This window comes from Leucobacter komagatae (assembly GCF_006716085.1).
GTDB lineage: Bacteria > Actinomycetota > Actinomycetes > Actinomycetales > Microbacteriaceae > Leucobacter > Leucobacter komagatae.
The window spans coordinates 1,746,428-1,771,543 of sequence record NZ_VFON01000001.1 but is presented as its reverse complement, the minus strand read 5'-3'; the positions used below and the strand labels follow the sequence as shown (position 1 = coordinate 1,771,543).

At 68.0% G+C, this 25,116-nt stretch carries 24 protein-coding genes; 17 read left to right on the top strand and 7 right to left on the bottom strand.

Annotated features, from left to right (window positions below):
- The first annotated feature begins 26 nt into the window (after positions 1 to 26).
- The 5 genes from FB468_RS08125 to FB468_RS08105 all read left to right on the top strand — a co-directional run bounded on the left by FB468_RS08125 (position 27) and on the right by FB468_RS08105 (position 3,714).
- A complete protein-coding gene (locus tag FB468_RS08125; protein ID WP_141886894.1) occupies positions 27 to 977 on the top strand; it encodes a CorA family divalent cation transporter in 951 nt (316 codons plus the stop codon).
- Between the two features lie 39 nt (positions 978 to 1,016).
- Positions 1,017 to 1,265 (top strand): hypothetical protein, encoded by a 249-nt coding sequence (locus FB468_RS08120; protein WP_141886893.1) that lies wholly within the window; start codon positions 1,017 to 1,019, stop codon positions 1,263 to 1,265.
- Positions 1,266 to 1,327: 62 nt separating this feature from the next.
- Entirely contained in the window at positions 1,328 to 2,275 is a 948-nt protein-coding gene (locus tag FB468_RS08115; protein WP_141886892.1) for a CorA family divalent cation transporter, read from the top strand.
- Positions 2,272 to 3,165, top strand: coding sequence for a CorA family divalent cation transporter (locus tag FB468_RS08110; RefSeq protein ID WP_170219668.1), 894 nt, complete (start codon positions 2,272 to 2,274; stop codon positions 3,163 to 3,165). Before FB468_RS08115 ends, FB468_RS08110 begins: the two co-directional genes overlap by 4 nt.
- 171 nt (positions 3,166 to 3,336) lie before the next feature.
- The gene (locus FB468_RS08105) at positions 3,337 to 3,714 is read left to right on the top strand and encodes a DUF4259 domain-containing protein (RefSeq protein ID WP_141886890.1); all 378 of its coding nucleotides are present in this window, start codon (positions 3,337 to 3,339) and stop codon (positions 3,712 to 3,714) included.
- A gap of 66 nt (positions 3,715 to 3,780) precedes the next feature.
- On the opposite strand, the gene FB468_RS08100 is transcribed toward FB468_RS08105, so the two are convergent.
- From FB468_RS08100 to FB468_RS08090, 3 genes are all read right to left on the bottom strand, one after another.
- Positions 3,781 to 4,044 carry a hypothetical protein gene (locus FB468_RS08100; protein WP_141886889.1) on the bottom strand — a complete coding sequence of 88 codons (264 nt, stop codon included), beginning with the start codon at positions 4,042 to 4,044 and terminating at the stop codon, positions 3,781 to 3,783.
- A 141-nt stretch (positions 4,045 to 4,185) separates the two neighbouring features.
- Positions 4,186 to 5,556: an ABC transporter ATP-binding protein gene (locus FB468_RS08095; RefSeq protein ID WP_141886888.1), complete on the bottom strand. Its 1,371-nt coding sequence runs from the start codon at positions 5,554 to 5,556 to the stop codon at positions 4,186 to 4,188.
- A 21-nt stretch (positions 5,557 to 5,577) separates the two neighbouring features.
- A complete protein-coding gene (locus tag FB468_RS08090) occupies positions 5,578 to 7,407 on the bottom strand; it encodes an ABC transporter permease (protein WP_246055806.1) in 1,830 nt (609 codons plus the stop codon).
- Positions 7,408 to 7,465: 58 nt separating this feature from the next.
- Between FB468_RS08090 and FB468_RS08085 the strand changes: the two genes are divergently transcribed.
- A complete protein-coding gene (locus FB468_RS08085) occupies positions 7,466 to 7,852 on the top strand; it encodes an ArsR/SmtB family transcription factor (RefSeq protein ID WP_141886887.1) in 387 nt (128 codons plus the stop codon).
- A gap of 286 nt (positions 7,853 to 8,138) precedes the next feature.
- Here FB468_RS08085 and FB468_RS08080 read toward each other — a convergent pair whose 3' ends face one another.
- Positions 8,139 to 8,678, bottom strand: a complete 540-nt coding sequence (locus FB468_RS08080; RefSeq protein WP_141886886.1) for a hypothetical protein — start codon at positions 8,676 to 8,678, stop codon at positions 8,139 to 8,141.
- Positions 8,679 to 8,720: 42 nt separating this feature from the next.
- On the opposite strand from FB468_RS08080, the gene FB468_RS08075 reads away from it, so the two are divergent.
- The 3 genes from FB468_RS08075 to FB468_RS08065 all read left to right on the top strand — a co-directional run bounded on the left by FB468_RS08075 (position 8,721) and on the right by FB468_RS08065 (position 11,839).
- Complete coding sequence (locus FB468_RS08075) at positions 8,721 to 10,310, top strand: EamA family transporter (protein WP_141886885.1); 1,590 nt, start codon at positions 8,721 to 8,723, stop codon at positions 10,308 to 10,310.
- A complete protein-coding gene (locus FB468_RS08070; RefSeq protein WP_141886884.1) occupies positions 10,307 to 10,519 on the top strand; it encodes an MFS transporter in 213 nt (70 codons plus the stop codon). The genes FB468_RS08075 and FB468_RS08070 overlap by 4 nt, the downstream gene beginning before the upstream one ends.
- Positions 10,520 to 10,624: 105 nt before the next feature.
- Positions 10,625 to 11,839 (top strand): globin domain-containing protein, encoded by a 1,215-nt coding sequence (locus tag FB468_RS08065; protein WP_342777245.1) that lies wholly within the window; start codon positions 10,625 to 10,627, stop codon positions 11,837 to 11,839.
- Between the two features lie 33 nt (positions 11,840 to 11,872).
- On the opposite strand, the gene FB468_RS08060 is transcribed toward FB468_RS08065, so the two are convergent.
- Positions 11,873 to 12,547 (bottom strand): helix-turn-helix domain-containing protein, encoded by a 675-nt coding sequence (locus FB468_RS08060; protein WP_141886883.1) that lies wholly within the window; start codon positions 12,545 to 12,547, stop codon positions 11,873 to 11,875.
- Between the two features lie 121 nt (positions 12,548 to 12,668).
- Here FB468_RS08060 and FB468_RS08055 point away from each other — a divergent pair, with 121 nt between their 5' ends.
- From FB468_RS08055 to FB468_RS08035, 5 genes are all read left to right on the top strand, one after another.
- Positions 12,669 to 14,090: an NAD(P)/FAD-dependent oxidoreductase gene (locus FB468_RS08055; protein WP_141886882.1), complete on the top strand. Its 1,422-nt coding sequence runs from the start codon at positions 12,669 to 12,671 to the stop codon at positions 14,088 to 14,090.
- Between the two features lie 99 nt (positions 14,091 to 14,189).
- Positions 14,190 to 15,602: a choice-of-anchor D domain-containing protein gene (locus tag FB468_RS08050; RefSeq protein WP_170219667.1), complete on the top strand. Its 1,413-nt coding sequence runs from the start codon at positions 14,190 to 14,192 to the stop codon at positions 15,600 to 15,602.
- 113 nt (positions 15,603 to 15,715) lie between these two features.
- Complete coding sequence (locus FB468_RS08045; protein WP_141886880.1) at positions 15,716 to 17,065, top strand: uracil-xanthine permease family protein; 1,350 nt, start codon at positions 15,716 to 15,718, stop codon at positions 17,063 to 17,065.
- A 125-nt stretch (positions 17,066 to 17,190) separates the two neighbouring features.
- Positions 17,191 to 20,958, top strand: coding sequence for an AAA family ATPase (locus FB468_RS08040; protein ID WP_246055805.1), 3,768 nt, complete (start codon positions 17,191 to 17,193; stop codon positions 20,956 to 20,958).
- 16 nt (positions 20,959 to 20,974) lie between these two features.
- Complete coding sequence (locus FB468_RS08035) at positions 20,975 to 21,223, top strand: hypothetical protein (RefSeq protein ID WP_141886879.1); 249 nt, start codon at positions 20,975 to 20,977, stop codon at positions 21,221 to 21,223.
- Between the two features lie 60 nt (positions 21,224 to 21,283).
- Here the strand turns inward: FB468_RS08035 and FB468_RS08030 are convergent, their stop codons facing one another.
- Both FB468_RS08030 and FB468_RS08025 read right to left on the bottom strand, forming a co-directional pair.
- Positions 21,284 to 21,523 carry an FmdB family zinc ribbon protein gene (locus tag FB468_RS08030; RefSeq protein WP_141886878.1) on the bottom strand — a complete coding sequence of 80 codons (240 nt, stop codon included), beginning with the start codon at positions 21,521 to 21,523 and terminating at the stop codon, positions 21,284 to 21,286.
- Between the two features lie 11 nt (positions 21,524 to 21,534).
- Positions 21,535 to 22,152, bottom strand: coding sequence for a 5-formyltetrahydrofolate cyclo-ligase (locus FB468_RS08025; RefSeq protein WP_141886877.1), 618 nt, complete (start codon positions 22,150 to 22,152; stop codon positions 21,535 to 21,537).
- Between the two features lie 80 nt (positions 22,153 to 22,232).
- Here FB468_RS08025 and galU point away from each other — a divergent pair, with 80 nt between their 5' ends.
- The 3 genes from galU to FB468_RS08010 all read left to right on the top strand — a co-directional run bounded on the left by galU (position 22,233) and on the right by FB468_RS08010 (position 24,932).
- On the top strand, positions 22,233 to 23,138 hold the full coding sequence (gene galU / locus FB468_RS08020) for a UTP--glucose-1-phosphate uridylyltransferase GalU (RefSeq protein WP_141886876.1): 906 nt from the start codon (positions 22,233 to 22,235) through the stop codon (positions 23,136 to 23,138).
- A gap of 21 nt (positions 23,139 to 23,159) precedes the next feature.
- Entirely contained in the window at positions 23,160 to 23,798 is a 639-nt protein-coding gene (locus FB468_RS08015; protein WP_141886875.1) for a GNAT family N-acetyltransferase, read from the top strand.
- Positions 23,799 to 23,879: 81 nt separating this feature from the next.
- Positions 23,880 to 24,932 (top strand): hypothetical protein, encoded by a 1,053-nt coding sequence (locus tag FB468_RS08010; RefSeq protein WP_141886874.1) that lies wholly within the window; start codon positions 23,880 to 23,882, stop codon positions 24,930 to 24,932.
- The last annotated feature ends 184 nt before the right edge of the window (positions 24,933 to 25,116 follow it).

Here is a 25,116-nt window from a genome sequence, read left to right as displayed (position 1 = left end):
CCGCACCCACAGAGAAAGTGAAACACATGAACACAGAGCACGGAACGGCGACCCTCGCAGGGGGCGAGGAGTCGCTTCTCGGGGGCCGCTGGCTGCGGATCCGAGGCGCAGACCGGCAAACCTACGCCGCGCTGCGGGACGAATACGGGGTGGACGTCGAGCACGCGAGTGCCGCATCGTTCAGTGCGGAGAACGGATTCAGCTACGTACCCGTCTCGTACGTCGCGACGGCGGGCAGCTCCTTCAGCATGACCCGCGTGATGATCGCGGTGAGCGCCGATCTCGTTGTCACGATCGAGCCGGGCGGCTCGGCCGAGGCGCTCGACCTGGCGCTCGCACGCATGGCGCGTGACGGGCGTGAGGACGACAGCGCGGTGGATATCGTGGGCAGCATTCTGCAGGCGATCGCCGACACCACCGACGAACTGGTGAGCGCGATGAGCCTCGGCACGGAGCGGATGATGATGGAGACGAGCGCGATTCTCCAGAGCCTTGAGGCGAAGAAATCGCGTGAGTTCGGTGTCTCAGACGTCACCTACACCCAGCAGGAGCTCGCCGACATGGAGTCGCTTCTCTCGCACTGCATGGAGAGCCAGCTCGCGCTCGCGGAGGCGGCGCGCCATCTCAGGGCGAAGCTCTGGGGCCTCGGGGTCGAAGCGCGGGGCGACCTTGCGCGCCTCATCGACGACATCGAGGCAATTGAGCCGCACATTGACTTCGTGCACGACAGGGTTCGCCTCCTGCAGCAGACAAACAACCTGGCGCTGAACGTGAAGCAGAACCAGATCATCAAGGTGTTCTCCGTCGTCACCGCGGTGTTCCTGCCCGTCATGTTGCTGTCGACGTACTACAGCATGAACTTCGAGAACATGCCCATCCTCGCCTGGCAGTACGCGGAGCCGATGATCATCGTGCTGAGCTTCATCTTCGCGCTCGCCCCGCTCGTCTACGTTCGCCAGCGCGGCTGGCTGCGCTAGGCACCACGCATCACCCAGACCACTATCGAAGGAACTGACATGTCCAACAACACCCTCACCGATTCCCGCGCGACCGAGACGGCGAAGCCCGTCGCCTGGAGTTCACGGATCGACGTGCACCACCTCGCCGGCGACATTTCCGCCGACCAGCGCCCCGCCCAGCCCGGTGCCGAGAAGCAGGGCAGCTCGAAGATTGAGCGCGAGATCATCTGGGCCGTCGTCGTGCTCTACGCGGGCCTGATCGCGTGCTTCGCCGGGCTCCACCTGTTCGGCCTCACCCTGGGGTAGGCCATCCCGCAGTCTTCCAGGTCGCCCCACGTTGCGGGTGATCGCACATCGAAAGTTTGAATATGCAAGAGAACACCGTCATGAGTGCGCAGCTCGATGCGCAGCAGCTTCCGCGGCAGGGATGGCTCCGGGTCCGAGCCTCGGACCGGGTCATGCTTGACGCTATCTTCCGGCAGTACGGCCTCGCGCTGGGCCGGCCGATCAAGCACGCGGTCGAGGAGCACGGTTTCGTGCTGTTGCCGCTCGACCTTCCTCTGCCCGACCGTGAGCCCGAGGCCGCTGAGGGCGCATCGTTCTCATCGGCTCAGATCCTCATCGCCTTTACCAGTGACCTGCTCATTACCGTCGAACCGGATCACCCGATCGAGGCCCTGCGTCGCGCCCAGAACCGCTTCGGCGCGACTGGGGAGGTCCCCGAGAGCCGCGACGCGCTGATCGTGATCTTGGAGGAGCTGAACGACGCGATGCAAGAAACGGTCGCGCAGATTTCCCAGGTGCTGACTAACCTCGCCGATCAGGCGGTTGACAGCAGTGGCGGCTTCAAAATGGAGGGCCGCCAGGTCGGCGTCGCGGATATCGCGCAGACGGCGATCCTGCTCGGGGGAGCGGAGGAGCTCATCGCCCGAACCGTCCAGGGGCAGCTGATGCTCGAGCGCGCGGCCCGCTGGGTTCGGCGAAGCGGGGGAGATCTTACGCTCGACTACTCGACGGCCCTCTCGGACATTCAGGGTGGCCGCCGCCACGCGCGCTTCCAGCACGCGAAGGTGCGCAACATCCAGCAGTCGCTGATGACGACGCTCGACCTGAAGCAGAACCAGATCATCAAGGTGTTCACGGTCGTGACGGCCGTCTTCACCCCGCCGACGCTCATCGCAGCGTACTACGGCCAGAACTTCGCAAACATGCCGGAGCTCGCGCTGCCGTGGGGCGAATGGTTCGTCATGGGCACGACGGCGCTCTTCGCGCTCGTGCCGCTCGCCTACATCAAGCGGAAGGGGTGGCTGCGGTGAGCGTTCGGAGCGTCACGCGCGACACCTGGACGCGGGTGTTCGTCGACACGTCAGAGGACTTCGCGACGGCGGATCGGGTGCTCCTCAACAGGCTCGGCGGCGACGGTGAACAGCGCGGGCGCAGGCTCCAGGTGAGCTTCGTCGTGGCCGCGGGGGGATCCGCGCAGGTCTACGAGTTCGCGGTTGTCGCGCTGCCCGAGCAGCTCGTCACGGTCGAGCCGGGGAAGGGCGTTCCGCTGCTGCAAGACGTCGAAGCGCGGCTGCAGTGGGCCGGGGCCGTCGAGGGGAGGCCTCACGAGGCCTGGTTCGCCATCGCGCAGGCGGGGCTGCTCTCGAGCGTTTCCGCGCTCGAGTACATGGAGGCCGACATCAATACGGTTCGTGCGCCGATGGCGGCGGCCGCGAGCGCCGAGTCGTCCCGCAGCATGGCCGTGAGCGACCTGCCGCGGGTCAGCGAGCTTCTCGTTGACATCGACCACGCGCTGTCGTACGTCGCCGCCTCGGTCGCGTCACTCACGCAGCTCGCGCGGCTGCTGCGCCGCGAGAGCATCTCCGCCAGCGATGTCATGCCGCGCCAGGAGATCGACGCGCTCATTCAGCAGGGCGAAGCGCTCACGCGGCGGGTCGAGTTCATGGTGGATCGCCACAGGTTCCTATCCCAGGGCGTCTCCCAGCAGATCTCGACGAGTGACCTGAACATCGTGAAGATCTTCACGGTGCTCTGGGCCATTCTCATCCCGGGCACGACGCTCATCAACTGGTATGGGCAGAACTTCGAGGTCATGCCAGAGCTCAGCTGGGATGCGTCGGCCTGGGTGCAGATTCTCGGCGTGTTCTTCCTCGCCGTGATCCCGATCTACACGGTGAAGCGCGCGGGCCAGCTGCGGTAGCTGGCGTTGCGGCGTGGGCCCGGGCGCTTCGCGTGCCCGGGCCCACGCGCGCTTTGGGGATACCGAGATTTCTCGCACTGGTCACCGCGCGGGGGTCGTGCCCGCCGCCCGGTGTGCGAAAGAATGGGCGAGAGTGCTCGGAACCGCCGGGCTGAGCGAGAGGCGAAACTCATGGGGGCTTGGGGCAGTGCGCCGTGGCACAACGACGGGGCGGCCGACTGGTTTGCCGAGGTGTTCGAGGGCATCGACATTGACGCGCACATCAGCAGCGCTTTCGAACACGACGACGACTACGACAGGATCCGGGCCGCGGGCTACCTGCTCGCCGTTCTCGGCCACAGCACGGTCTGGCCAGGCGACCTTGAGCGCCTCGACGACCACCTTGAGCGCGGCATCGAGCTCATGACCGAGATGGTTGAGGAAGACTCGGAGTTCCTCGAGCTCTGGGAAGACGAGCCCGAGGTCGTCGACGCGGTGCGCGCTGAGATCGCCGCACTCGAGGCGCGCCTCGATGGTGAGGACGACGACGAAGACGGCGACGACGAGTAGCCCGAATACGTGAGGGGCCTGGGCCGGTTGTTTGCCGGCCCAGGCCCCTCTGCGTGGGCGCGCGGGCTACGCCGAGCGTTCCCGAGTCATTGCGAGTGTGATGACGATCGCGACGGCGACGCAAGCCCCTGCGACGCCAAACGGGACCGATGCGTGGCCGTCGGCTACGAACGCGGCAACGAGCTCGATGAGCGAAGCGAGAAAGAGCAGCATCGCCACGAACGCGAGCAGTGAGCGGACCCAGAGGCGCGTCGTGCGCTTCGGAGTCAGCGAGGGGTCGTGATCGGGTGCCTGGCCGGTAAGCCCGGCTGTGCCGGTGGGGGTTCCCATTCCTGCCTGTGTGAACCAGATTGAGTGGCGCATCGTGGCCTCCGCTGTCGTTGGTGGCGGTGTGCTCGGCGCTCGTGGGCCGGGCACGGGGTCACCCCCAACTCTATCTCAATTGCGCAATCACGCAAGTAATAGGTGGCGTCACAGCGCACCGGGGTCGCCCGCGGGGCCCTCCCCGTCAGAGTCGAGAAGCCCAGCGAGGCCGGCCGACACCTCCGAAAGTACGAGCTCGTCGGTGTCAGCATCGAAGTCGAACAGTTCGCCGTAGCGGCCCCAGTCGATTGCGAGGGAGAGCTGCCGCTCGGCGTCGCGCTCGTTGAACCCGCGCCTGAGAAGGTCGCGGAAGAAATCGGCTCGTAGCGTGCCGGTGTCGCTGTTCTCGAGCGCCCTCACGACCGTGCGCACGAGCGGCGCGCGCGTGACCGCGAGTTCGGCGAACCGAGACTTGCTCTCTTGGATGCCCGCCCAGTGCCAGGCGTAGCCCCCGTCGGTGATGAACACCTGGGCTCCGTCGATGGTCAGGAGGCCGAGCATGCTCCCGGCGTCGACGAGTGGGAGCAGGTCGTCGATGTCGAATGACAGCTCGTCGGCAAGGTCGGGGAGGTCGGTCTGGCCGCCGTGCGCAACAACAATCTCGACGAGGCCCGCAAGCCCGCCGCTTGTGGCGGCTGGCAGGGGGTGGGTGAGCGGGCTCGGCATGCTGCTCTGCGGGCCGGTCGCTGACTTGCCCGTGAGCAGCGCGTACAGGCTGTCGACGGCAGCCTCAAACGTTGGGCTGCGCTTGTCTCGCGGCCGCGGAATATGAATCGGGATCTCAGCCTGAATCGCCCCCGGAGTGCCACCGAGAATGAGCACCCGGTCGGCGAGCTGTACGGCCTCCTCGATGCTGTGCGTCACGATACAGATGCTCTGCCCGGCAAGCTCACGCTCCTGCCAGACCGACATGAGCTCGCTCCTGAGGTTCTCGCCGGTGAGCGCATCGAGAGCCGAGAATGGCTCGTCCATGAGCAGGAGGTCTGGGCGTTGCACGAACGCGCGGGCGAACCCGACGCGCTGCGCCATGCCGCCCGAGAGCTCTCGAGGGTACGCGGCTTCGAAGCCGTCGAGCCCGATCTGGTCGATGGCCTCGAGCGCGCGCCTCCTGCGTTCGCGACGGGGCACTCCCGAAGCACGCAGCCCGAGCTCGACGTTTTCCACGACGCTCAGCCAGGGCATGAGCGCAAACGACTGGAACACCATCGCAACGGCCGGGGCGGCCTCCTCGATCGGCACGCCACCGTAGCGCACGTCGCCACTCGACGGGGGGATGAGGCCCGCGAGGATTCGCAGCAGCGTCGACTTCCCCGAGCCCGACCGCCCGAGCAGCGCGACGACCTCGCCCTCCCTGATCGACAGGTTCACCCCGTCGAGCACGTCAAGGCTGCCCCCGTCGGCCGAGGGGAACGTCTTCGCGACGTCCTCGGCGCTCACGAGCACGTTACCCGGTGGTTGGGTGTTGTAGATGCGGGTCATAGCGGCCATTCCTTCACGCCATCATGCCAGGGAAAAACGGGTCTGCGCGAGCCGATAGAGCCGGCGCCAGACGAGTCTGTTCGCCGCGACGACGAGTACGCTCATCACGGCGACACCAACGAGTACTCGCACCGTGTCGCCCGCGGCGGTCGCCCCTGCGATGTAGGCGCCGAGCCCGGTCGCCGTGAGTGTCGTGTCACCGTAGCTCACAATCTCCGAGACGATCGAGGCGTTCCACGCGCCGCCCGCGGCCGCGAGAGCTCCCGTCACCCAGCTGCCGAAGACCGCGGGGGCGTAGAGGGTGCGCCAGGTGAGCGCTCGGCCGAGGCGCAGGCTGCGCGCTGACTCGCGCAGGTCGATGGGGATCGCCGCAGCGCCGGCGATCACGTTGAACAGGATGTACCACTGCGACCCGAGCGCCATGAGTAGGAAGCCGCCAACGTCGAGGCTTACGCCCGTCGAGATGAGCGCGAGGGCGAAGAGCGGAAACAGGAAGTTAGCGGGAAAGCTCGCGAGCACCTGCACGATGGGCTGAGCGACTCGCGTGACCCGGGGATTCAGCCCTATCCACACGCCGATCGGCACCCACACGAGCGTGCCAAGGGTGACTACGACGACCACCCGAGCGAGGGTCACGACCCCGAGCCCCGTTGTGGTGAGGAACTCGCTGAGCCCCACTTCGGACGCCACGAACGCGAGCGCCGCGACAACCCCCGCCGCCAGCAGTGCGAGGGCGAGCGCAGTTGCGGCGATCCTCATCGAAGCGGTGCGGTGCGAGCGGAGGCGCGTGGCCCGTGCCCGTTCCCCGGCGGGTCGGCGGCCCGTCGTGCCGAGCGCCCTCATCGCCGTCTCTATTCCATCGCTGAGCGGGCGCATCACCCGCGCGAGGGCCCGAGGGATCGCCGAGCGGCGCAGCAGGTCGTAGACGGCACTCGTCTGCGGCTCTGAGGTGTCGGTGTCGCCGAGGCGGAAGCGCTCGGCCCAGGCCGTCAGCGGGCGCCAAAACACGACGTTGACGCCGACCACGAGTAGCACCATGACCGCCGCGGCGAGAAGCAACAGGTCGATGCGCGACTCGCGCGATGCCGCCGCTGCGAACGAGCCGATGCCGGGGAGCGCCTGCTCGCTGCGGCCCACCGTGAAGACCTCGGAGGCGATGAGGAAGAACCAGCCGCCGCCAAAGCTCATCATTCCGTTCCACACCAGCGGAAACGCGCCAGACGGGGCGTCGAGCTTCCAGAACCGTTGCCACCGGCTGAGCCCCATCGCGCGGGCGGCTTCGTCGAGCTCGCGGGGCTGGGCGATGAGTGATTGGTAGAAGCCGAACGTCATGTTCCAGACCTGGCTCGTGAAGATCGCGAACACCGCGGCGCACTCGAGGCCCAGGACGGTGTCTGGGAAGAGGGCGAGCCAGAGCGGGAGCGTCACGGCGAGGAATCCCAGCACCGGCACGGATTGCAGCACGTCGAGAATCGGGATCATGAACCGCTCAGCGCCCCGCACCCGCGCCGCGATTGTCGCGTACACAAACGAGAAGGCGACCGAGCAGGCAAGGGCGGCGAACATTCGCAGCAGCGAGCGTGCGGCGTAGTGCGGGAGCTGGGCCGGGTCAAGCGCGACGGAAAGCGTTGAGGTCTCGCGGTCGAACGGTTGGGAGAATTCCGGGGCGAGCACGGTGAGGCCCCAAAATGCTACGAAGACCCCGGCGAGGATGACGATGTCCGCGAGGCGACCCCTCCGGGGGTTGTGGCTGTGGCCGGTGCTGCCGTCGGAGTCGGCGCCGCCGCGCTGAGGAGTTGCTATCGGTTCGATGGCCGACTCCTGTCTGTCTTCTGGCGGCCTCGGGTGCAAAACAAGCCTACGACATGCAATGACTTGCGCAAATCCGAGAATAATGGATTATTGAAGGATGGACGATCACCATTTAGCCGACATCACCGACGCCCAGCTGCAGGCGGCCGCGGGAACCTTCGACATGCTGTCGACCCCAACGAGGCTGCACCTCGTGTGGCTGCTCGCCGCGGGGGAGTACGACGTCTCGACGCTCGCCGAGCAGGCCGGGGCCAACGTTCCAGCGATCAGTCAGCACCTCGCAAAGCTCCGTGCGGCGGGCATCGTCGCTTCGCGCCGGGACGGGCGGCGGCAGCTCTACCGGGTGGAAGATCCGCACATTATTGCGGTCGTCGCCCAGATGTTCAGCCACATCGCCCCCGACGGCACGCTTGCAGCCGACCCCGACGAGCGTCGCGCCCCGCGTGCGCCGCGCTTTGCGGTAGCGACCCAGCCCGTCGGGTAAGAGAGGCCGCAGCGCTCCGTTTCCTGCGCCCCCATCAGCAGCGCGTATGTGATCTGCAGTGCATATGCCTCAGCCCTTGGCGGCTTGGCATAGCTACTGCCGATCGCAGGCGGAAGAGCTGAGGGGTAGGGCTGTACAGCCCTCCGCGCAGCTTCCTCCTCCAGCAGCGCGTATGTGATCTGCAGTGCATATGCCTCAGCCCTTGGCGGCTTGGCATAGCGACGGCCGATCGCAGGCGGAAGGCCTGATGGGGTGGGTACGGCAGGCTGAGAGCCGGGCGGGGGCCCTAGCTTGCGCCCTGCGGCGGGTTCGCGAGCAGGTCAGCGCGCTCACGGAGGTAAGCCGACAGCGTGGGCGCGCCAGCAAGTGGGGCTCCGACGCGCCAGCGGACCCTGAGCTCGCCGTCCGCAAACCCGATCGGCAGCTCGGGGGAGAGCGAGCCGAGCGTCGCCTCATCGAGCCCGATCTGCAGGGCGTCGTAGTTCACCGGCGTGCCCTCGGGGAAGCCACCGTGGAGCGCGGCTGCAGCGACGTCGCGCCGTTCCTCGCGCGAGACCGACTGGTTGCCCGGGTGGAGCCGTGCGGCGGCCCGAGTGGCCCGCCCCACGACGAAGAGCGCTGGCGGGGCCCCGAGATCTGCGCCGACCATGAGCGACCCGAGGCGCCACACGGTACCGAGCGGAAGCATCGTCGCCCTGCGCCGGATGAGCAGCTTGCGGCGCTCGGGCACGAACTCCGCGAGCGCCTCCGGAACGACCCCGGCGGTGCGCAGCTGCTCGCCGGCTTCGCGCACGGCATTCGACACGGCATTCACGAGGTCACTCACGAAGCTAAGTGTAGGCAACCGGCGGGGATTAAGCTTGGGAGGATGCAGACTCAGCCGAACAGATCCGCGACGATCCGGGCCATGCTCCTCGTGCTCACGGGCTCGATCGGCATGCAGATCGGTGCGGCGATCTCCCTGTCGCTCTTTGCCGACCTCGGCGCGGCCGGCACCAGCGGCCTGAGAATGATGCTCGCCGCGGCAATCATGCTCGTGCTCTTCCGGCCGAAGCTCAGGGGCCGGTCGCGTGACGAGTGGCTCGGCATTGTGCTCTACGGCGTCGCCATGGCGGCCATGAACCTCTTCCTGTACCAGGCGATCGAGCGCATCCCGCTCGGTGTCGCGACGACGCTCGACTTCCTCGGCCCCTGCATGGTCGCGTTCCTCGCCTCACGCCGACTGCGAGAGGGGCTGCTTGCGATCGCCGCGTTCGCGGGGGTCGTGCTGCTCGCGGGCTTCGGTGGCCCGTTCGACACCGTCGGCCTGCTCTGGGGCGCACTCGCTGGCGTGAGCTTCGCCGGCTACACGCTGCTCGCCCCGCGCATCGGGAAGTCCGAGGGCGGGCTGCAATCAGTCGCGCTGTCGATCACCGTTGCCGCGATCCTCACCACGCCGTTCTCGCTGCCCGTCATCACGCAGGTGCAGCCACAGCAGTGGGGTTTGCTCGCGCTCTCGGCGCTTGTCGGGACGGCGCTCGCGTTCTCCGTCGATACGATCGCGGGGCGGCTGACTTCCGCGCGGATTCTCGGAGTGTTCTTCGCGTTCGACCCCGTGATGGGAACCCTCGTCGGGGTGCTGTTCCTCGGCGATGTGTTCACCCCGGCCGCGCTCGCAGGGATCCTGCTCGTGGTGCTCGCGGGCGCGGGCATTGTCTGGTCGGCCGGCCAGCGCCGCGCGCCAGACGACGAGACGCCAGCCGCAGCCGCGGGCGCCGCGACGGAATCGCTCGAGATCGAGCGCAAGTATGAGGTGCCGGCCGAGACCACGATTCCTGCGGAAGCGGCGTTCCATGCCGCAGGCCTCGGGGTCGGCGCCGTAGAGGTGCATCAGCTCCGCGCGCGCTACTTCGACACAGCCGACGGGGCACTCGCAGCCCAGGGCCTCGCGATGCGCGTGCGCGAGGGCGGCAGCGACGAGGGATGGCACATCAAAGCGAAGACCCCCGGCGGCACCCGTGAGTTGCACTGGCCCCTCGCAGACACCATGCCGGCCGGGCTCGTGAGCGAGCTCAGGGAGCGGATCGGCGACGCCGCCACCAACGTGCGCCCGATTGCCGAGCTCAACACCGAACGCCGAATCGTGCGCCTCACTGACGCTTCGGGCGCAGAGGTCGTCGAGCTGGCGGATGATCGGGTGCGCGCGACCGAACTCCGCGGCGACCAGCCCGTCGCCCGGGCCTGGCGAGAGTGGGAGGCCGAGTTGTTGCCCGGCGCCGACGAGCGCTGGCTCGACGCTGCCGGGAGCGTGCTTGAGGCGGCGGGCGCTGCTCCGTCGCTGAGTACCGCAAAGATCGCCCGTGCGCTGGGGGCGCTCGTGGAGGTCGCGATGTCGAAGGGCGCGTCGCCCGAAACCATCGCCCAGTTGCAGGAGATGGACAGGATCGATCGGGCGACCGCGCGTAGGCTGGACTCATGAGCAAGTCATCACGCCCGGGCAAGGACTCGAAGAGCAAGGGGCAGGGCCCCACGCCTGAGCAGCGGCGCAAGCAGATCTTCCTCGGCCTCGCGGTTGGCGCGGTCATGGGCCTCGTGCTCGGGTTCTTCACGCAGTTCTGGCTGTGGCTGCCCGCCGGCCTCGCGATGGGGCTGGCCACCGGCGCCATCATGAAGCCGCCCGCGAACTAGCGCTGCAGGCCGCACCGGGAATACTCACGGTGGAAAACGCCGCGGCGTTCGCCCGCTGGCGGGAGGATCTGGGGAGTGGAAGTTCCACGCAACCAGGAGGCAGAAATGTCGATGCAATTGTCCCCCAGCTCAGCAGCCACGGTCGCGGCAACGGCGGAGGTCGTCGCGGCGCACGCGGACGAGATCACGCGCACGTTCTACCCGGCAATGTTCGCCGCTCACCCCGAACTCAACAACGTGTTCAACTCGGCGAACCAGGCGATCGGGGAGCAGCCGAAGGCGCTCGCCGCATCGGTCGTCGCCTTCGCGGTGCAGCTCATCGATCCTGACGCCCCTGACTTCACCCCGGTGATGCAGCGGATCGCCCACAAGCACGTCTCGCTCGGGATCAAAGCCAGCGAGTACACGATCGTCGGTCACCACCTCCTCGCTGCCGTGGGAACGGTGCTCGGTGATGCGGTGACTCCCGCAGTTGCCGAGGCCTGGGACGAGGTGTACTGGCTGTTCGCGACGGCGCTCATCGCGGAGGAAGCGAAGTTGTACGCGCTCGGCGGGACGGACCCGGAGGAGCCGTGGCGAAAGTACCGCGTCGCGGAGCGGATCGAGGAGAGTGCCGACGTGTTTTCTCTCTTGCTCGCCCCGGTCACGGGAACCGTGCCGGAGCACCGGACAGGGCAGTACGTCGCGATCGCCGTTGACCTCCCCAACGGTGACCGGCAGCCCCGGCAGTACACGGTCTCCTCGGGGCCGCGCGGAGACTCGCTGCGGGTCACCATCAAGCGGGTGCGGGGCGAGGGCGATGCGCCGGCGGGCCGGGTGTCGGGCTGGTTGCACGAGCACGCGGTGCCGGGCGCGGTGCTCGACGTGTCGCAGCCCGCCGGCGACGTCGTGCTTGACGACAGCGATGCGCCCCTCGTGCTCGTGTCTGCTGGGATCGGGATCACGCCGGTAGCCGCGATCCTTGAAGACGTGTCGCGCCGACAGCCCGACCGCACCGTGCGACTGTTCCACGCCGACCGCTCGCACGCCGAGCACGCGCTCTACGCGGGGCTGCGCAGGCAGGTGCAGTCGATGGGCGACGCGCGGGCCCAGAACTGGTACGAGGAGGGCGCAGAGACTGCGCCGACCCTGGTGCCCGCGAAGAGCGGCTACATGGACCTGAGCGGCGCAGACCTGCCGGCGGGTTCACGGGTGTTCATGTGCGGGCCTCTGCCGTTCATGCAGGCGGCGCGGAGCTCGCTCATCGGGCAGGGAATCCCGGCGACGCACATTCAGTATGAGGTGTTCGGGCCCGACATGTGGGCGCAAAACCCCGCGTAGTGGTGCGGGGCACGATCGGGGCGGGCGCGGTGGTTAGCTGGTGGCCGCCGCGCCAGCGCCGAGGTCTGATGCGGGGCCCGGGGGCGCCGCGGCCTCGCCACACACCTCGAGCGCGATCTCGCAGCGCGTCGGTGTCACGAATGGCTTCACGCTGCGCAACCGAACTGGCCCGGGAACCTGCTGGAGCTGTTGCTTGAGCAGCTGGATATGCACGGAGCACACCAGCGCCCGCTCGGTCTTGATCGCGAACGCGTACCGGCAGGGCGCGACATCGACCCTGAGCTGGGAGTCGTCCGGCTTTGGCTCGAGGCCGATGTCTTCCAGGTGCTCGTAGAGCGCATCGAGTTGCGCCATTGCGGCGTCGCCGAGCTCGTCGCTCCGGTCGAGGTCGGGCGCGAGCCTGCGTAGGATCTTGCCGCGCTCGGTGGCGCCCTCGGCGCGCTCGCGGGCAGCAGCGTTGTCTTCCAGGTCAGTGACGGGGTGGAACGCGACGGGCGGGCGGCCGCGCACCCCGGTGACGAGGGTGAGACTCTGCACGAGCCCCTCGGCTTCGAGTATCGCGAGGTGCTCGCGGGTCGTGTTGAGGTGGAGGTCGACCTCCGCAGCGATCTCCGCCAGTCTTCGGCCCGGGCGGCGGTGCACGGCGTGGAGGATGCGCAGGCGGCTCACGCGCGTCAGCCCGCGATAATCTTCGACCCGTCGAGGCATAACCTCACCCTAGCAGCGGAATTTGAGTGCGAGATTTGCTCGTCGCGCACACTGTTGCCACTTGTTTTGCGCCCGGTACACTCCCCGTAAGACACCTTGACGACGAGGACTCGGAGCCAGCATGGAACAGACCGTATTTGAGACGCATCGCCCCGCGGCACGGATCGTCGACGAAGCGCTCGCCGACACCCGGCTCGGAGTGTTCTGGCTGGATGACGTCGCTGACAGCGCCACGACGTACCCCAAACTAGACGCCGCCCTCATGGTCGACGACGCGGTGGTCGGCGGCGGCTACGCGGGTCTCTGGACCGCGATCAAGCTGAAGCAGGCACGCCCCGAGCACCGCGTCGTGCTGCTCGAAGCGGTCAAGGTGGGGTGGGCTGCGTCGGGCCGCAACGGTGGCTTCTGCGAAGCGAGCATCACGCACGGCGAGCCGAACGCTGAGTCGCGCTGGCCGGACGAGACGGGCACGCTTCGCCGCCTCGGGTACGAAAACCTCGACGCGATGGAGCGCTTCATCACTGAGCATGAGCTCGACGTCGACTGGGAGCGCACCGGGCAGCTCTCAGTCGCGAACAACCCCTACCAGGTCGAGTGGGTGGGGGAGAGCCCCGACCCGCACGTTGTCACGCTCGGCGCGGAGGCGGTGCGGGCGCGGGTGAACTCGCCGACGTTCCTCGCGGGTGAGTTCTCGCCGCGCGAGAACGCAAACCTGCACCCGGCGAAACTCGCTCAGGAGCTCGCGCGGTTCGCGACCAAGATCGGCGTCGAGATCTACGAGGGCACACCGGTTGACAGGCTCGGCGGGCGCGACGACGAACCGATCGTGCTCGAGACGAAGCGCGGGTCGGTCGCGGCCGCCCGCGTCGCGCTCTGCACGAACGTCTTCCCGTCGCTGCTGAAGCGCTACCGCTTCCATACCGTTCCCGTCTACGACTACGTGCTCATGACCGAGCCGCTCACGGATGAGCAGCTCGCGTCGATCGGGTGGGAGGGGCGCGAGGGGCTCGCCGACATGGCGAACCAGTTCCACTACTCGCGGCTCACGGCAGACAACAGGATCCTGTGGGGCGGTTACGATGCCGTCTATCACGCGGGCGGGCGCATCAAGCGCGAATATGAGGATCGGATGGAGAGCCACCGCAGACTCGCGAGCCACTTCTTCACGACATTCCCGCAACTCGCGGGGGTGAAGTTCTCGCACCGCTGGGCAGGCGTCATCGATACGTCGACGCGCTTCTGCGCGTTCTTCGGGCAGGCGCACGGCGGGCGTGTGCAGTACGTCGCTGGGTTCACCGGCCTCGGCGTCGGTGCGACGCACTTCGCGGCCGACGTGCTCGTCGACAGGCTCGAGGGGCGGGTGACCGAGCGCACCGAACTCGAGATGGTGAAGAGCGTGCCGCTCCCGTTCCCGCCCGAGCCTGCCGCCTCGATCGGCATCAACCTCACGCGCTGGGCGCTCGACCGGGCCGACCACAATCGTGGCAAGCGCAACGTGCTCCTGAAAACGCTGGATGCGCTGGGACTCGGGTTCGACTCGTAGCGCCGAAGTTTTCCCAGCGTTCACCAAATTGTCACCCCGGGCGCGTAGGTTCGTACGCACGATTCTCGCTTTCTGACGATTGGGGTACGGATGAAGCGGATGCGCCCTATTGCGCTGGCGGCTGCCGCGGCGCTGGTTCTGGGAGGTGGTGCCGCCCTCGTCGGCCCAGCGCCCGACGCCGAAGCCGTGGCGAACGGCACAGCGGGGGAAGGCACACAGGGACAGGACACGGTGCTAGAAGGCACGGTGGCGAACACCGAGGCTCTGTTTGAGGTGACCCCAGCGCAGCTCAGGGCGACGACGGCGGTCGGGGCCGAAGAGACGCACACGGCGACTCTCGTGGCGAACCGCACGATGGTGCTGACAGGCACGTCCCACGGCGAGAACACCGACAGCGAGACGACGACGAGTTTCTCAGGTGTCTGCCCGGCTGGCTGGTTCGGCAGCGTCACCATGCAGGCCGGTGACACATGCCAGCTCACCTGGACGACGCACCCGACGCGAATCCTGTCGACTTCGCAGTCGGCGAGCTTTACCGCACAGGCGGTTGACGCGGAGGGGCAGCCAGCGGGCGAGCCCGTGCTCTCGTCGTTTAACCTTGAGCTCACCTCAACGGTGTTGGAGTTCGAACGCGATTACGGCTTCGGCGAGGTACCGTTGGGGCGCGACGGCTCGCAGACGCTGCGGCTCACGAACCGGGCGTCGACTGACGCGCTCGTCTCGCTCTCGAATGTCGACGCCCCGTTCGCGGTGGACGAGCGTCTGCTCATGGAGGAGCTGAGGGTGCCGGCCCTCGCAACCATTGAGGTGCCGCTCTACTTCCGGCCGACGGCAGCGGGGCCGGCGAGCGGCTACGGCGATTGGAGCTACAGACTCGACGATGGCACGGGTGACCGGCGGAGCGGGTACCTCCGGCTTTCTGGCCTGGGGAGCGCGGAGCAGCCGCCGATTGACGTGTCTGCCACGGGCGTCGACTTCGGAAAAGTGCGCGTCGGCGACACCGTCGAGCGGACGATCACCCTCACGAACTCGAGCACCGATGCCGTCGCGATTGATGCGCTGAACCCCGTCGACCTTGGCCTGCTCGGCCTGTCTCTTGGGGAACTGCCGGAGTACGGCTTCGTGCCCGCGGGCGAGAGCATCACCGTGACGATTTCGTGGAAGCCAACGAAAGCCGGGGCACTCTCTCAGCAGGCACTGTTTGCGGCGTCGCGCCTGCTCCCCGCGCGGGCCGCGTCGACTCCCGACCCTGATCTCGCTGAGTTTGCTGCCGCCCTTGCGGGAACAGCGATCGCGGACGGCCCGACCACGGACGGCGGCGGCACAACCGAGCCACCGACGAAACCGAAGCCAACGCAGCCCAAGCCAACCCAGCCAAAGCCGGAGCCGCCGACCGGGGCGGGCAGCCTTCCCGGAACGGGTGGCCCGGAACTCGCTTGGGGCCTCGGCATCGCGCTCGCGCTCGCCGCAGCTGGGGGAGTCACGCTGCTCCGCTCGCCGCGCCGCCGCTAGCGGCCCAGCCCGCGCGCGTTCCTGAGTGTTCGCTGTATGCTTGACTTTTGGTCGAGCGCCTGAAGGGGTGGACGCACGGCACGCGAGTACCGATCGCCCCGAAGGAGCCACCTATGGCGCTGCCCTGGAAGCTGCACGGTGACGGGAAATCCGTCGCGCAGGACGCGATTGTTCTCCCCGAAGAGCGGCTGAGCTGGCCGCGCACCATCGGCTTCGGCGCGCAGCACGTTGTCGCGATGTTCGGGGCGACCTTCCTCGTGCCGCTCATCACGGGCTTCCCGCCCACCGCGACGCTCTTCTTTTCGGGCCTCGGAACGATGCTGTTCCTCCTCCTCACCGGCAACCGCCTGCCGAGCTACCTCGGCTCGTCGTTCGCGTTCCTCGCTCCGATCGCCGTCGCGACCGCAGGGTATGACTACGGCGACGTCGCTGGCCTCGCCCGCGCCTCGTTCGCGATTATCGCGATGGGTGTGCTTGTTTCGCTCGTCGGCATCATCGTGCAGCGCTTCGGCATCGGCTGGGTCAACGCCCTCATGCCGCCCGTCGTCATGGGCTCAGTCGTCGCCCTCATCGGCTTCAACCTTGCGCCCGCGGTGAAGAACAACTGGTTCGGCAACCCGGCCTCAAACCCCGACGTGAACCAGGGCCTGCACTCGACCGCTGCGCTCATCACCATCGGCTCGATCCTGCTCATCACGGTGCTCTTCCGCGGCCTCATTGGCCGCCTGTCGATCGTGCTCGGCATGGTCGTTGGCTACATCGCCGCCGCGCTCATGGGCATTGTCGATTTCGAGGCCGTGAAGTCAGCGGCCTGGGTTGGCCTTCCTGAGTTCCACCTCCCCGCGAACCCGTTCGCCGACCCTTCGCTGTGGGGGCTCCTGCCCGCGTTCCTCCCCGTCGTGCTCGTGCTCATCGCCGAGAACGTCGGCCACGTGAAGAGCGTCGGCCTCATGATCAACCGTGACCTCGACCCCGTGACCGGCCGTGCGCTGCTCGCTGACGGCGTCTCCACGATCCTCGCGGGCTTCGGCGGCGGCTCCGCGACGACGACCTACGGCGAGAACATCGGCGTGATGGCCGCGACGCGCGTCTACTCGACCGCCGCGTACTGGGTCGCCGGCATCATCGCGATGCTGCTCAGCTTCTCGCCCAAGGTCGGCGCGCTCATCTTCTCCGTTCCCGCCGGTGTCCTCGGCGGCGTGACGGTCGCGCTCTACGGCCTCATCGGCCTCATCGGTGTGAAGATCTGGATCGACAACAAGGTCGACTTCTCGAAGCCGATCAATCAGTTCACGGCCGCAATCGCACTCATCGTCGGCATCGCCGACTTCAACATGCAGCTCGGCGACGTCATGTTCAACGGCATCGCGCTCGGCACGATCGCCGCGGTCGTCGTCTACCACCTCATGCGCCTGGTCGCCCGCGCCCGCGGCACGGCGACCGACACGGCCATCATCAGGTAGCCGCAACCCGCGCACCTGGGCTTCGCCGTGTCGGGCACCTCGGCCGGCGAAGTCACAGGAGCTGCGCGAGAAGAAACACCGCGATAATGCCGCGTTTTCTGAGGTCAACACCTTAGGGTGGCGGTGTGTGGAGTGTGGACCGACTGAGGCGACCCGAGTCAAAGGGCAACGCCGCCGAAGCACCGGACGTCGCAGAAGCGACAGCGCCGGCGGCTGACAGCGTGCCCACGGAAGGCGCGGAGGCTGAGTTCGCGCGCCAGGACCTCGGTGGCCCCGTCGCCGTTGTCGACCCATTCGCTGACGAGCACGCCGCGTGGCTGCGCGAGCTCCAGGCGATCGGCGGGAAGAACCCGCTGCTGCATTTTGAGGATCATCCGGCGAACCGCATCGAGCTTTCCTCGACGCACCCCGGGGGGCTGCCGCAGTTCATCTCGGGCAACAAGATCTTGCTTTCGGCGCTGATCCGCGACGACCTCGCGCTGCGCCACGCGCGCGCCGCCGCCGCCCGGGTCACGGACAAGGCCGTCGAGATGCGTACGATGCGCGGGCTCGAGACGGTGAACCTCGCGGTGGGACTCGCGAAGTGGACGTTTGAGGGCGACGAGTTCTCGGCGCCCGTGCTGCTGCGGCCGCTCGCGATCCGCCGCTACGGGCGCGACTTCGAGCTGAAGCTCAAGAACTTCCCCGTCGTGAACTCGGAGCTGATCAGGGCGCTGCGCGACCAGTTCGGGATCACGATCGACGCCCGCTCGCTCATCGAGCTGTCGCAGTCGGAGGGCGTGTTTAAACCGCAGCCTGTCATTGACAGACTGCGCCAGATGGTTGCTGGGGTGCCCGACTTCCTCGTGCAGCCGCGCCTCGTGGTCTCGTCATTCCACAACATCTCGCAGGGCATGACGGCCGACGCCGTGCGGCTCGACACCCCGATCCTGCAGGCGATCTGCGGGAGCGAGCCTGCGAAGCGCGCGCTCGCCGAGAGCTATCACCCGGTGAACCCGGTGTCGCCCGACCACGTTGCGCCCGAGACCGACAGGTGCCTCTACGATTCTGACCCCGAGCAAGACGACGTGCTCGCGCAGATCGACGCCGGCCAGTCGATCGTTGTGCGGCAGCTGCCTGGCACCGGCGGCACCCAGACCGTCGTGAACGCGATCGGCAACCTCGTTCGCGACGGCAAGCACGTGCTTGTCGTGACGCCGCGCCGCTCCACGATCGACGGCATCACGCACCGGCTGACCCGGGCTGGCCTGCCTGGCCTCGCAGTGACCCCGCGGAGGCTGCGCCGCAACCTCGTCGAGTCGATCAGCCGCAACGAGAACGCCTCGTCAGAGCAGATGCGCGATGTTGATGAGGCGCTCGTGCGGCTCCGCGGCGTGCTGCTCGACTACCGCGACGCGCTCTCGAAGCCCGACGAGCGCTACACGGTGACACCGCTGCAGGCACTCCGACAGCTCACCAACCTGTCGCTCGGCGAGAACCCGCCGTCGACGACTGTGCGGCTCGACGACCAGGCACTCGGACAGCTCACGATCGACCGCTCGTCGGTCGCCGATGACCTCACCGAGGTCGCGCGCCTCGGGCAGTTCCAGTACGGCCCCGAAGATTCGCCCTGGTACGGCGTCGACTTCTCGACGACGGAGGAGGCGCGTGCCGCCTACGGTATCGCCGTCGACCTCGCAGAGTCGCAGCTGCCGCGCCTCATCTCAATGGCGAACGAGGTCGTCGAGCAGACGTCGATGCGCCCCTTCGAGTCGATCTCGGAGCTCGGCGTCTACCTGCGCCTGCTCATGGGGGTGCGCGACACCCTCGACCGCTTCACGCCCGAGGTGTATGACCGCTCGCTCGCGGAGGTCATTTCGGCGCACGCGCCGCGCGGCAGCGACGACGACATGTCGGCCTCGAACAAGCGCCGACTGAAGAAGCTCGCGCAGGAGTACGTGCGACCGGGCGTGAGCATCACCGACATGTACGCGCGGCTCGTGCAGATCCAGCAGCAGCGCGTGCTCTGGCAGAGGTACACGACGGTCGTCGGTACCCGCCCGGAGGTGCCGCTCGGCATCGCAGACGTCGTTGTCGCCTTCCAAGCTGCGTACCAAGACCTCGACAAGCTCGACGCGGTGCTCGGCACGACTGTCGAGCCCGACCGGCTGAAGAACCTCACCCTGCACGAGCTCGCGGCGCGCGTCTCCGAGCTCGCGAAGGAGTCGGAGGTGCTACAGAACATCCAGGAGCGCACGACGATCGTCGAGCGCCTGCGCAGCGCGCGCCTCGGCCCGCTGCTTGACGACCTCTCCGCGCGCCACGTTCCGGCCGACGAGGTCGCCGCCGAGCTCGAACTCGCCTGGTGGCAGTCGGTGCTTGAGCGGATGCTGCAGACGAACCCGGCGCTGCTCAGCGCGAACACGAGCGTCATCGAACGGCTCGAGGCCGATTTCCGCCTCGTCGACGACGCCCACGCCGGCGCGAACGGCACGCTGCTCGCGTCGAAGCTCGCGGACTCGTGGCGGGTTGCCGTGCTCGACAACAAGCAGGAGGCGCTCGCGCTCCGCGGGCTGCTCCGTAGCGGCTACGCGACGATCGCCGCGCTCGCGCAGGATTCGCCGGTGCTGTTCTCTACGCTCGCGCCCGTACTCGCGATGTCGCCCTACGAGGTGTCACAGCTGCCCGAGACGGCGCGCTTCGACACTGTGCTGCTCGTCGACGCGGGCGCGACAACGCTCGCCGAGAACCTGGGCGCGATTCGCCGCGCCGAGCAGGTCGTGGTGTTCGGAGATGACACGACGCAGACCCCCAGCCGGTTCGAGATCGGTGTGCACGTGCCCGACGCAGAGTCGGCCGATGCCGAGACCGGGCTCCGTTCGGCGCTGTCGGAGCTCTCAGAAGTGCTCCCGACGCTCAAGCTCACCCGCAGCTACCGCGCAGGCGGGGAAGACCTCACGAACCTGGTGAACTCACGGTTCTACGGCGGCGAGATCAACTCGCTTCCCTGGGCCGGCAGCTTCCTCGGTCACTCGAGCCTCACCTACGATTTCGTGCCGGCCGGCCAGGGCCTGCCCGACCAGCAGACGGGCGCCGTTGAGAGCACCGAAGCCGAGGTTGACCGCGTCGTGCAGATGGTGCTGCAGCACGCTGACGAACGGCCGAACGAGTCTCTCATGGTCATTACCGCGAGCGAGAAGCATGCGGTGCGGGTCTACCGCGAGGTGCTCCAGGCGTTCTCGAAGTTCCCGCAGTACCGCGAATTCCTGCTCGGCGAGCGCGCGGAACCGTTCGCGGTGCTCACCCTCGAGCAGGCGACCGCGCAGAGCCGCGACCGCGTGATCTTCTCGATCGGGTACGGCCGCACGCCGCACGGGCGCGTGCTCTCGAACTTCGGTGCGCTCGGGCGCCCGGGCGGCGAGCACCTCCTCGCGGTGGCGATGACCCGCGCACGCCGCGCGATGACGATCGTGTCGTGCTTCAAACCCGAGGACCTCGACTCGTCGCGCCTGAAGCACGGCGTCGTCGAGCTCGCCGAGCTGCTCGCCTTTGAGCACCCCGATCCCGAGCCGCTGTCGCTCCCGGCCGAGACCGACCCGCTCATTCGTGAGTTCTCGGACAGGCTCGAGGGCTACGGCATCACGGTCGCGCTTGACTACCGCGGCGAAATCCCGATCGCGGCATCGTTCGGCGACCGTGCGATCGCGATCGATATCGATTTGGGGACCGCGAGCGACGGTGGCGTGAGCCTCCGCGAGGCGCTGCGTCTCAGGCCAGCAGTGCTGCGCAGGCTCGGGTGGCACTACCACCGCGTGCAGAGTTTCGACCTGTTCGCCGATCCCGAGGGCGCGGCCGCTCGGATCGCGCGCGTGCTCGGCGTCAGCGAGGATTCCTCGCCCGCGGGCGCGAAGTAGTCTCGGCCACGAGCGAATGGGAAACGGACCGGGCTCGGAGCCCGCGAGTGAGCCTGAGCCGGTGATTCGGCGCGTGCGCGGGTCGCGGCGTGCGCAGCGGCCCGCTCCGCGCGGCGTAGATCCTACGCCGAACGACCACGCGCTCTCTGCGCGCGCCGCGGAGGACACGGCCCAGGGCTGGGGCGGTGCGCCCGCGAACCGGCCGAAGGAGTCGGGTGAGAACGACAGTCGGCTCCGCGCCGACAAGCCACCCCACTGGGGGTAGAGAACGCTGCGTGTGGCCGGTGGGCCGCTCGGAGAGAGCCTAGGCGGCTTGGGAGTGAGCCTAGGAGCTGCTTGAGGATCCCGATCCGGACCCCGAGGAGCTGCCAGAGCCGCCCGAGCCAGATGCGCGCGAGTCGGTGCGGTAGAAACCGGAACCGTTGAAGGTGACGCCGAGCGAGCCGAAGACCTTGCGGAGGTCGCCGCCGCACTCGGGGCACTCGGTCAGCGTCGCGTCTGAGAAGCTCTGGTAGATGTCAAAGCTGTGCCCGCAATCGGCGCAGCGGTAAGCATAGGTAGGCACAAACGATGAGCCTACCCGAAGTGGCGGACTCTTTCCTCGGTGACGACTCCGTCGACGGGGGCGTCGTGTGCCTCGCGGGGCACCGCACCCACCACTTCGGCCTCCCACACGACCGCGAAGACCGTCGGTCGGGGCCTGCCTCTCTGCGCGTCTGAAGCTGGGGCTTGGGTATCGCCGAGGGCGGCGAGCTCGCGGTCGTAGAAGCCGCGCCCCCACCCGAGTCGCCAGCCGCCCTCGTCGACGGCCGCGGCGGGGATGAGTAAGAGGTCTGCGGTCGCGGTCGCCCCCGAGGGAAGGGCCGGGCCGGTGGGCTCCGGGATACCGAATGGGCCCGGGGCGAGCGCGCCGCGCTCGTGCAAGGCCCACTCGAGCGTGTTGTCGGCGAGGGATCGCGGGAGCATGATCTCAACTCCGTGGTCGAGGGCCCACGTGATGTAGTCGGCCGTGTCTGGCTCGCCGCGGTGGCTGACAAAGCACGCGACGCGCTGCGCCCCGAGGCCTTGGGTGAGCCGTGTGAGCTGTTCCGTGAAGGATGCCGCGTGTGCTCGCGCCTCGGCTGCGGTGCGCGTTGCTACACGCTCGGCCCGCGCCCCGCGGATGCGCTTTCGGAGGAGCTGCTTGTCGTCCACGACACCACTCTAACCGGGCGGAGAGGGCACTCGCGGTGCGAATTCAGGGAACGACCGGACCCCGGGATAGGCTTACCCCTATGACTGAAACCCGACCGAACGTCGTGAAAGCGGTAATCCCGGCGGCAGGCCTTGGCACCCGCTTCCTCCCCGCTACCAAGGCGATGCCCAAGGAAATGCTGCCGATTGTCGATAAGCCGGCGATCCAGTACGTCGTAGAGGAGGCCGCTGACGCGGGTCTGAACGACGTGCTTATCATTACCGGGCGCAACAAGGACAACCTCGTCAACCACTTCGACGGCGTTCCCGAGCTCGAGTACACGCTGCAGAACAAGGGCGACGACAACAAGCTCGGAAAGGTTCACCAGGCGAGCGAGCTCGCAGAGGTCCACTTCCTCCGCCAGGGCCAGCCCCTCGGCCTGGGCCACGCTGTCGGCCGCGCCCGCATGCACGTCGGTGACGAGTCGTTCGCCGTGCTGCTTGGCGATGACCTCATCGACGCCCGCGACCCGCTGCTCGAGCGCATGGTCGACGTGCACAACACCCGTGAGGCGACCGTCGTCGCGCTCATGGAGGTGCCCATGGAGTCGATCCACCTCTACGGTTGCGCGCAGGTCGAGGCGACCGAGGATGCTGACGTCGTACGGATCACGGAGCTCGTCGAGAAGCCGAGCCGTGAAGAAGCGCCGTCGAACCTTGCGATCATCGGGCGCTACGTGCTGCGCCCCGAGATCTTCGACATCATCGACGACCTCGAGCCGGGCCGCGGCGGCGAGTACCAGCTCACCGACGCGCTGAACGTGCTCGCTGCCGGCGAGGGCGAGGCGCCCGTCTATGGCGTGATCTTCAAGGGCCGCCGCTACGACACCGGAGACCGCGCCGACTGGATCAAGGCGAACGTGCTGCTCGGCGTTGACCATGCAGAGCTCGGCGACGAGATCCGCGACTGGGTCATCGGCTTCGCGGATAAGCTGCGCGGCGAGTAGTCCCGACGCTAGAGTCGGAACATGTTTAGCGCTGCAGGGGGAGAGCTCCCGAGCTCTCTGGGCGCGGGGCGGATTGGGATCAGGCTGATCCACCGCCGCGATGCCCGCACCCTGGAGCGCCTGCTGCGCGAGAACCGGGCATGGCTCTCGCCGTGGGAAGCTACGCACCCCGGCGGCTTCAGCGCCGTGCCGGGGGAGGTCTCGCTGAAGCCCGGGATCAAGCGCATGCTGCAGCAGTTTCGTGAGGGACGAGGCGTGCCGTTCGTCATTACCTATGACGGAGACGTCGTCGGGCAGTTGAGCGCCTCCGACATTTCTCGCGGTGCGCTGTGGTCGGCGAGCATCGGGTACTGGATTGATAGCGCCTACGCGGGGAAAAACATCACCCCGACTGCCGTCGCGCTCGCGATCGACTACCTGTTCGTGACGCAGGGGCTACACAGGGTCGAGATTTGCATCCGCCCAGAGAACGCGGCGTCGCTGCGCATCGTCGAGAAGCTTGGGCTTCGCTACGAGGGCCGCAGGCTCCGCTACATCCACATCGACGGCGCCTGGCGCGACCACGACAGCTTCGCGGTGACGCGCGACGAGGTGCCGGGCTCGATGCTGGAACGGTTGCGGGGGCCTGTGGCCGAGGCTGAGGCTACGCCCGTGCACTGAGCCCCAGGCAAACGCTGGGAACCCTGTCGTTTGCGGCGTGCCGACGGTGCGGTCGGAGCCCACGCTGGCTACAGTTGCCACATGAGTACCGGAGGGCTTGGCGGAGGGATGATGTTCATCGTCATCGCGCTCCTCTGGGCTGTCGTGCTCGTGCCCGCGTGGTTTCGCAGGCGGGAGTTCAATGCCGCCGAGCGGAACGCCCTCAGGCTGCAGCGCACGCTCCGGGTTCTCGCCGAGACGGCAGAGGTGCCGCACGAGGTACGGGTCGAGGCAACGGCGCGCGAGGCGCTCGCCCACGAGCGGCTGCTCAAGACCGCGCAGAAGCGTCAGGAAGCCGAGCGCGAGGCAGAGCTCGCGAACGCGCGCGCTGAGCAGGTGCGGGCAGAGATCAGGGCGCAGCAGATGCACAGAAAGCAGGTAGCGATGAACCGGGCAGCGAAGCTTCGGAAGCCGATCGTGCGGCGGGTGCGCTCGCTCGCAGCGCTTACCGGGCTTCTCGGCATCGTTGGATCGCTCGTTGGCCTGGGAATGCTCATCGCCGGGATCGGCCCCGGTGTGCTGCTCGGGTCGTTGCTCGCGTTCACCGTTGGCCTCGGTACGCTCGTGCTGCTCGCTCCGGGCCGCGCGAAGCTCGCTCCGATCGCCGCCGAGCAGGTCGTCGCCGACGTTGCCCCGCAGACGCAGGCGTTTGACGAGGCAGTCGCGACGGGGGAGACTCATGACTCCGCTGCGGCACACATGGCTGCGCAGCGCGCGGCTGCCGAGCGAATCGAGCGGGCGCGCGCTATGGCCCGCGCGCGCGAGGCGAGGGCCTACGCCCCGCGTGAGAACCAGCCTGACTCGATGCTGCTGCGCGAGGTTCGTGACCAGATTGCGCGTGAGCGTGGCCAGGGCGAGCCCGCTGCTGCTTCCGAGCCTTCGCAGACCTCGGCGCGTGCCGCGGGAACGGTGGCAGGGGCCCAGGCGCAGGGTACTCAGGTACAGGGCGCTCAGGCACCTAGGTCGCGGCCCCAGCGTGCCCCGCGAAACACCGTCGCAGGGTCGCCGCTGAGCGAGCTCGGGGTTGTCGGTGACACGACCGAGGGCATGCCCAACCTCGACCAGGTGCTGCGCCGCCGCCGCAACGCGGGCTAGCGTACCCCGGAGTGTGACCGGCCGTGGCGTCGGTTGCTTGACCCCTGCGGTCTCGGAAGCCCCGCCAGCCCATCGCCTCTTCTGACTGGGAACAGCCGTCGCAATCCCGGGAGCACCTCAAAAAGGGGCAGACCCTGTGCAGATCCCAGACGGTAGTCGTGAGCTGACGTGGTGCATGCGGGTT

Coding starts and splice junctions, on each gene's coding strand:
- FB468_RS08125 (WP_141886894.1), top strand. CDS start 27: ATGAACACAGAGCACGGAACGGCGACCCTCGCAGGGGGCGAGGAGTCG.
- FB468_RS08120 (WP_141886893.1), top strand. CDS start 1,017: ATGTCCAACAACACCCTCACCGATTCCCGCGCGACCGAGACGGCGAAG.
- FB468_RS08115 (WP_141886892.1), top strand. CDS start 1,328: ATGCAAGAGAACACCGTCATGAGTGCGCAGCTCGATGCGCAGCAGCTT.
- FB468_RS08105 (WP_141886890.1), top strand. CDS start 3,337: ATGGGGGCTTGGGGCAGTGCGCCGTGGCACAACGACGGGGCGGCCGAC.
- FB468_RS08100 (WP_141886889.1), bottom strand. CDS start 4,044: ATGGGAACCCCCACCGGCACAGCCGGGCTTACCGGCCAGGCACCCGAT.
- FB468_RS08095 (WP_141886888.1), bottom strand. CDS start 5,556: ATGACCCGCATCTACAACACCCAACCACCGGGTAACGTGCTCGTGAGC.
- FB468_RS08085 (WP_141886887.1), top strand. CDS start 7,466: ATGGACGATCACCATTTAGCCGACATCACCGACGCCCAGCTGCAGGCG.
- FB468_RS08075 (WP_141886885.1), top strand. CDS start 8,721: ATGCAGACTCAGCCGAACAGATCCGCGACGATCCGGGCCATGCTCCTC.
- FB468_RS08070 (WP_141886884.1), top strand. CDS start 10,307: ATGAGCAAGTCATCACGCCCGGGCAAGGACTCGAAGAGCAAGGGGCAG.
- FB468_RS08065 (WP_342777245.1), top strand. CDS start 10,625: ATGTCGATGCAATTGTCCCCCAGCTCAGCAGCCACGGTCGCGGCAACG.
- FB468_RS08060 (WP_141886883.1), bottom strand. CDS start 12,547: ATGCCTCGACGGGTCGAAGATTATCGCGGGCTGACGCGCGTGAGCCGC.
- FB468_RS08055 (WP_141886882.1), top strand. CDS start 12,669: ATGGAACAGACCGTATTTGAGACGCATCGCCCCGCGGCACGGATCGTC.
- FB468_RS08050 (WP_170219667.1), top strand. CDS start 14,190: ATGCGCCCTATTGCGCTGGCGGCTGCCGCGGCGCTGGTTCTGGGAGGT.
- FB468_RS08045 (WP_141886880.1), top strand. CDS start 15,716: ATGGCGCTGCCCTGGAAGCTGCACGGTGACGGGAAATCCGTCGCGCAG.
- FB468_RS08035 (WP_141886879.1), top strand. CDS start 20,975: ATGGGAAACGGACCGGGCTCGGAGCCCGCGAGTGAGCCTGAGCCGGTG.
- galU (WP_141886876.1), top strand. CDS start 22,233: ATGACTGAAACCCGACCGAACGTCGTGAAAGCGGTAATCCCGGCGGCA.
- FB468_RS08015 (WP_141886875.1), top strand. CDS start 23,160: ATGTTTAGCGCTGCAGGGGGAGAGCTCCCGAGCTCTCTGGGCGCGGGG.
- FB468_RS08010 (WP_141886874.1), top strand. CDS start 23,880: ATGAGTACCGGAGGGCTTGGCGGAGGGATGATGTTCATCGTCATCGCG.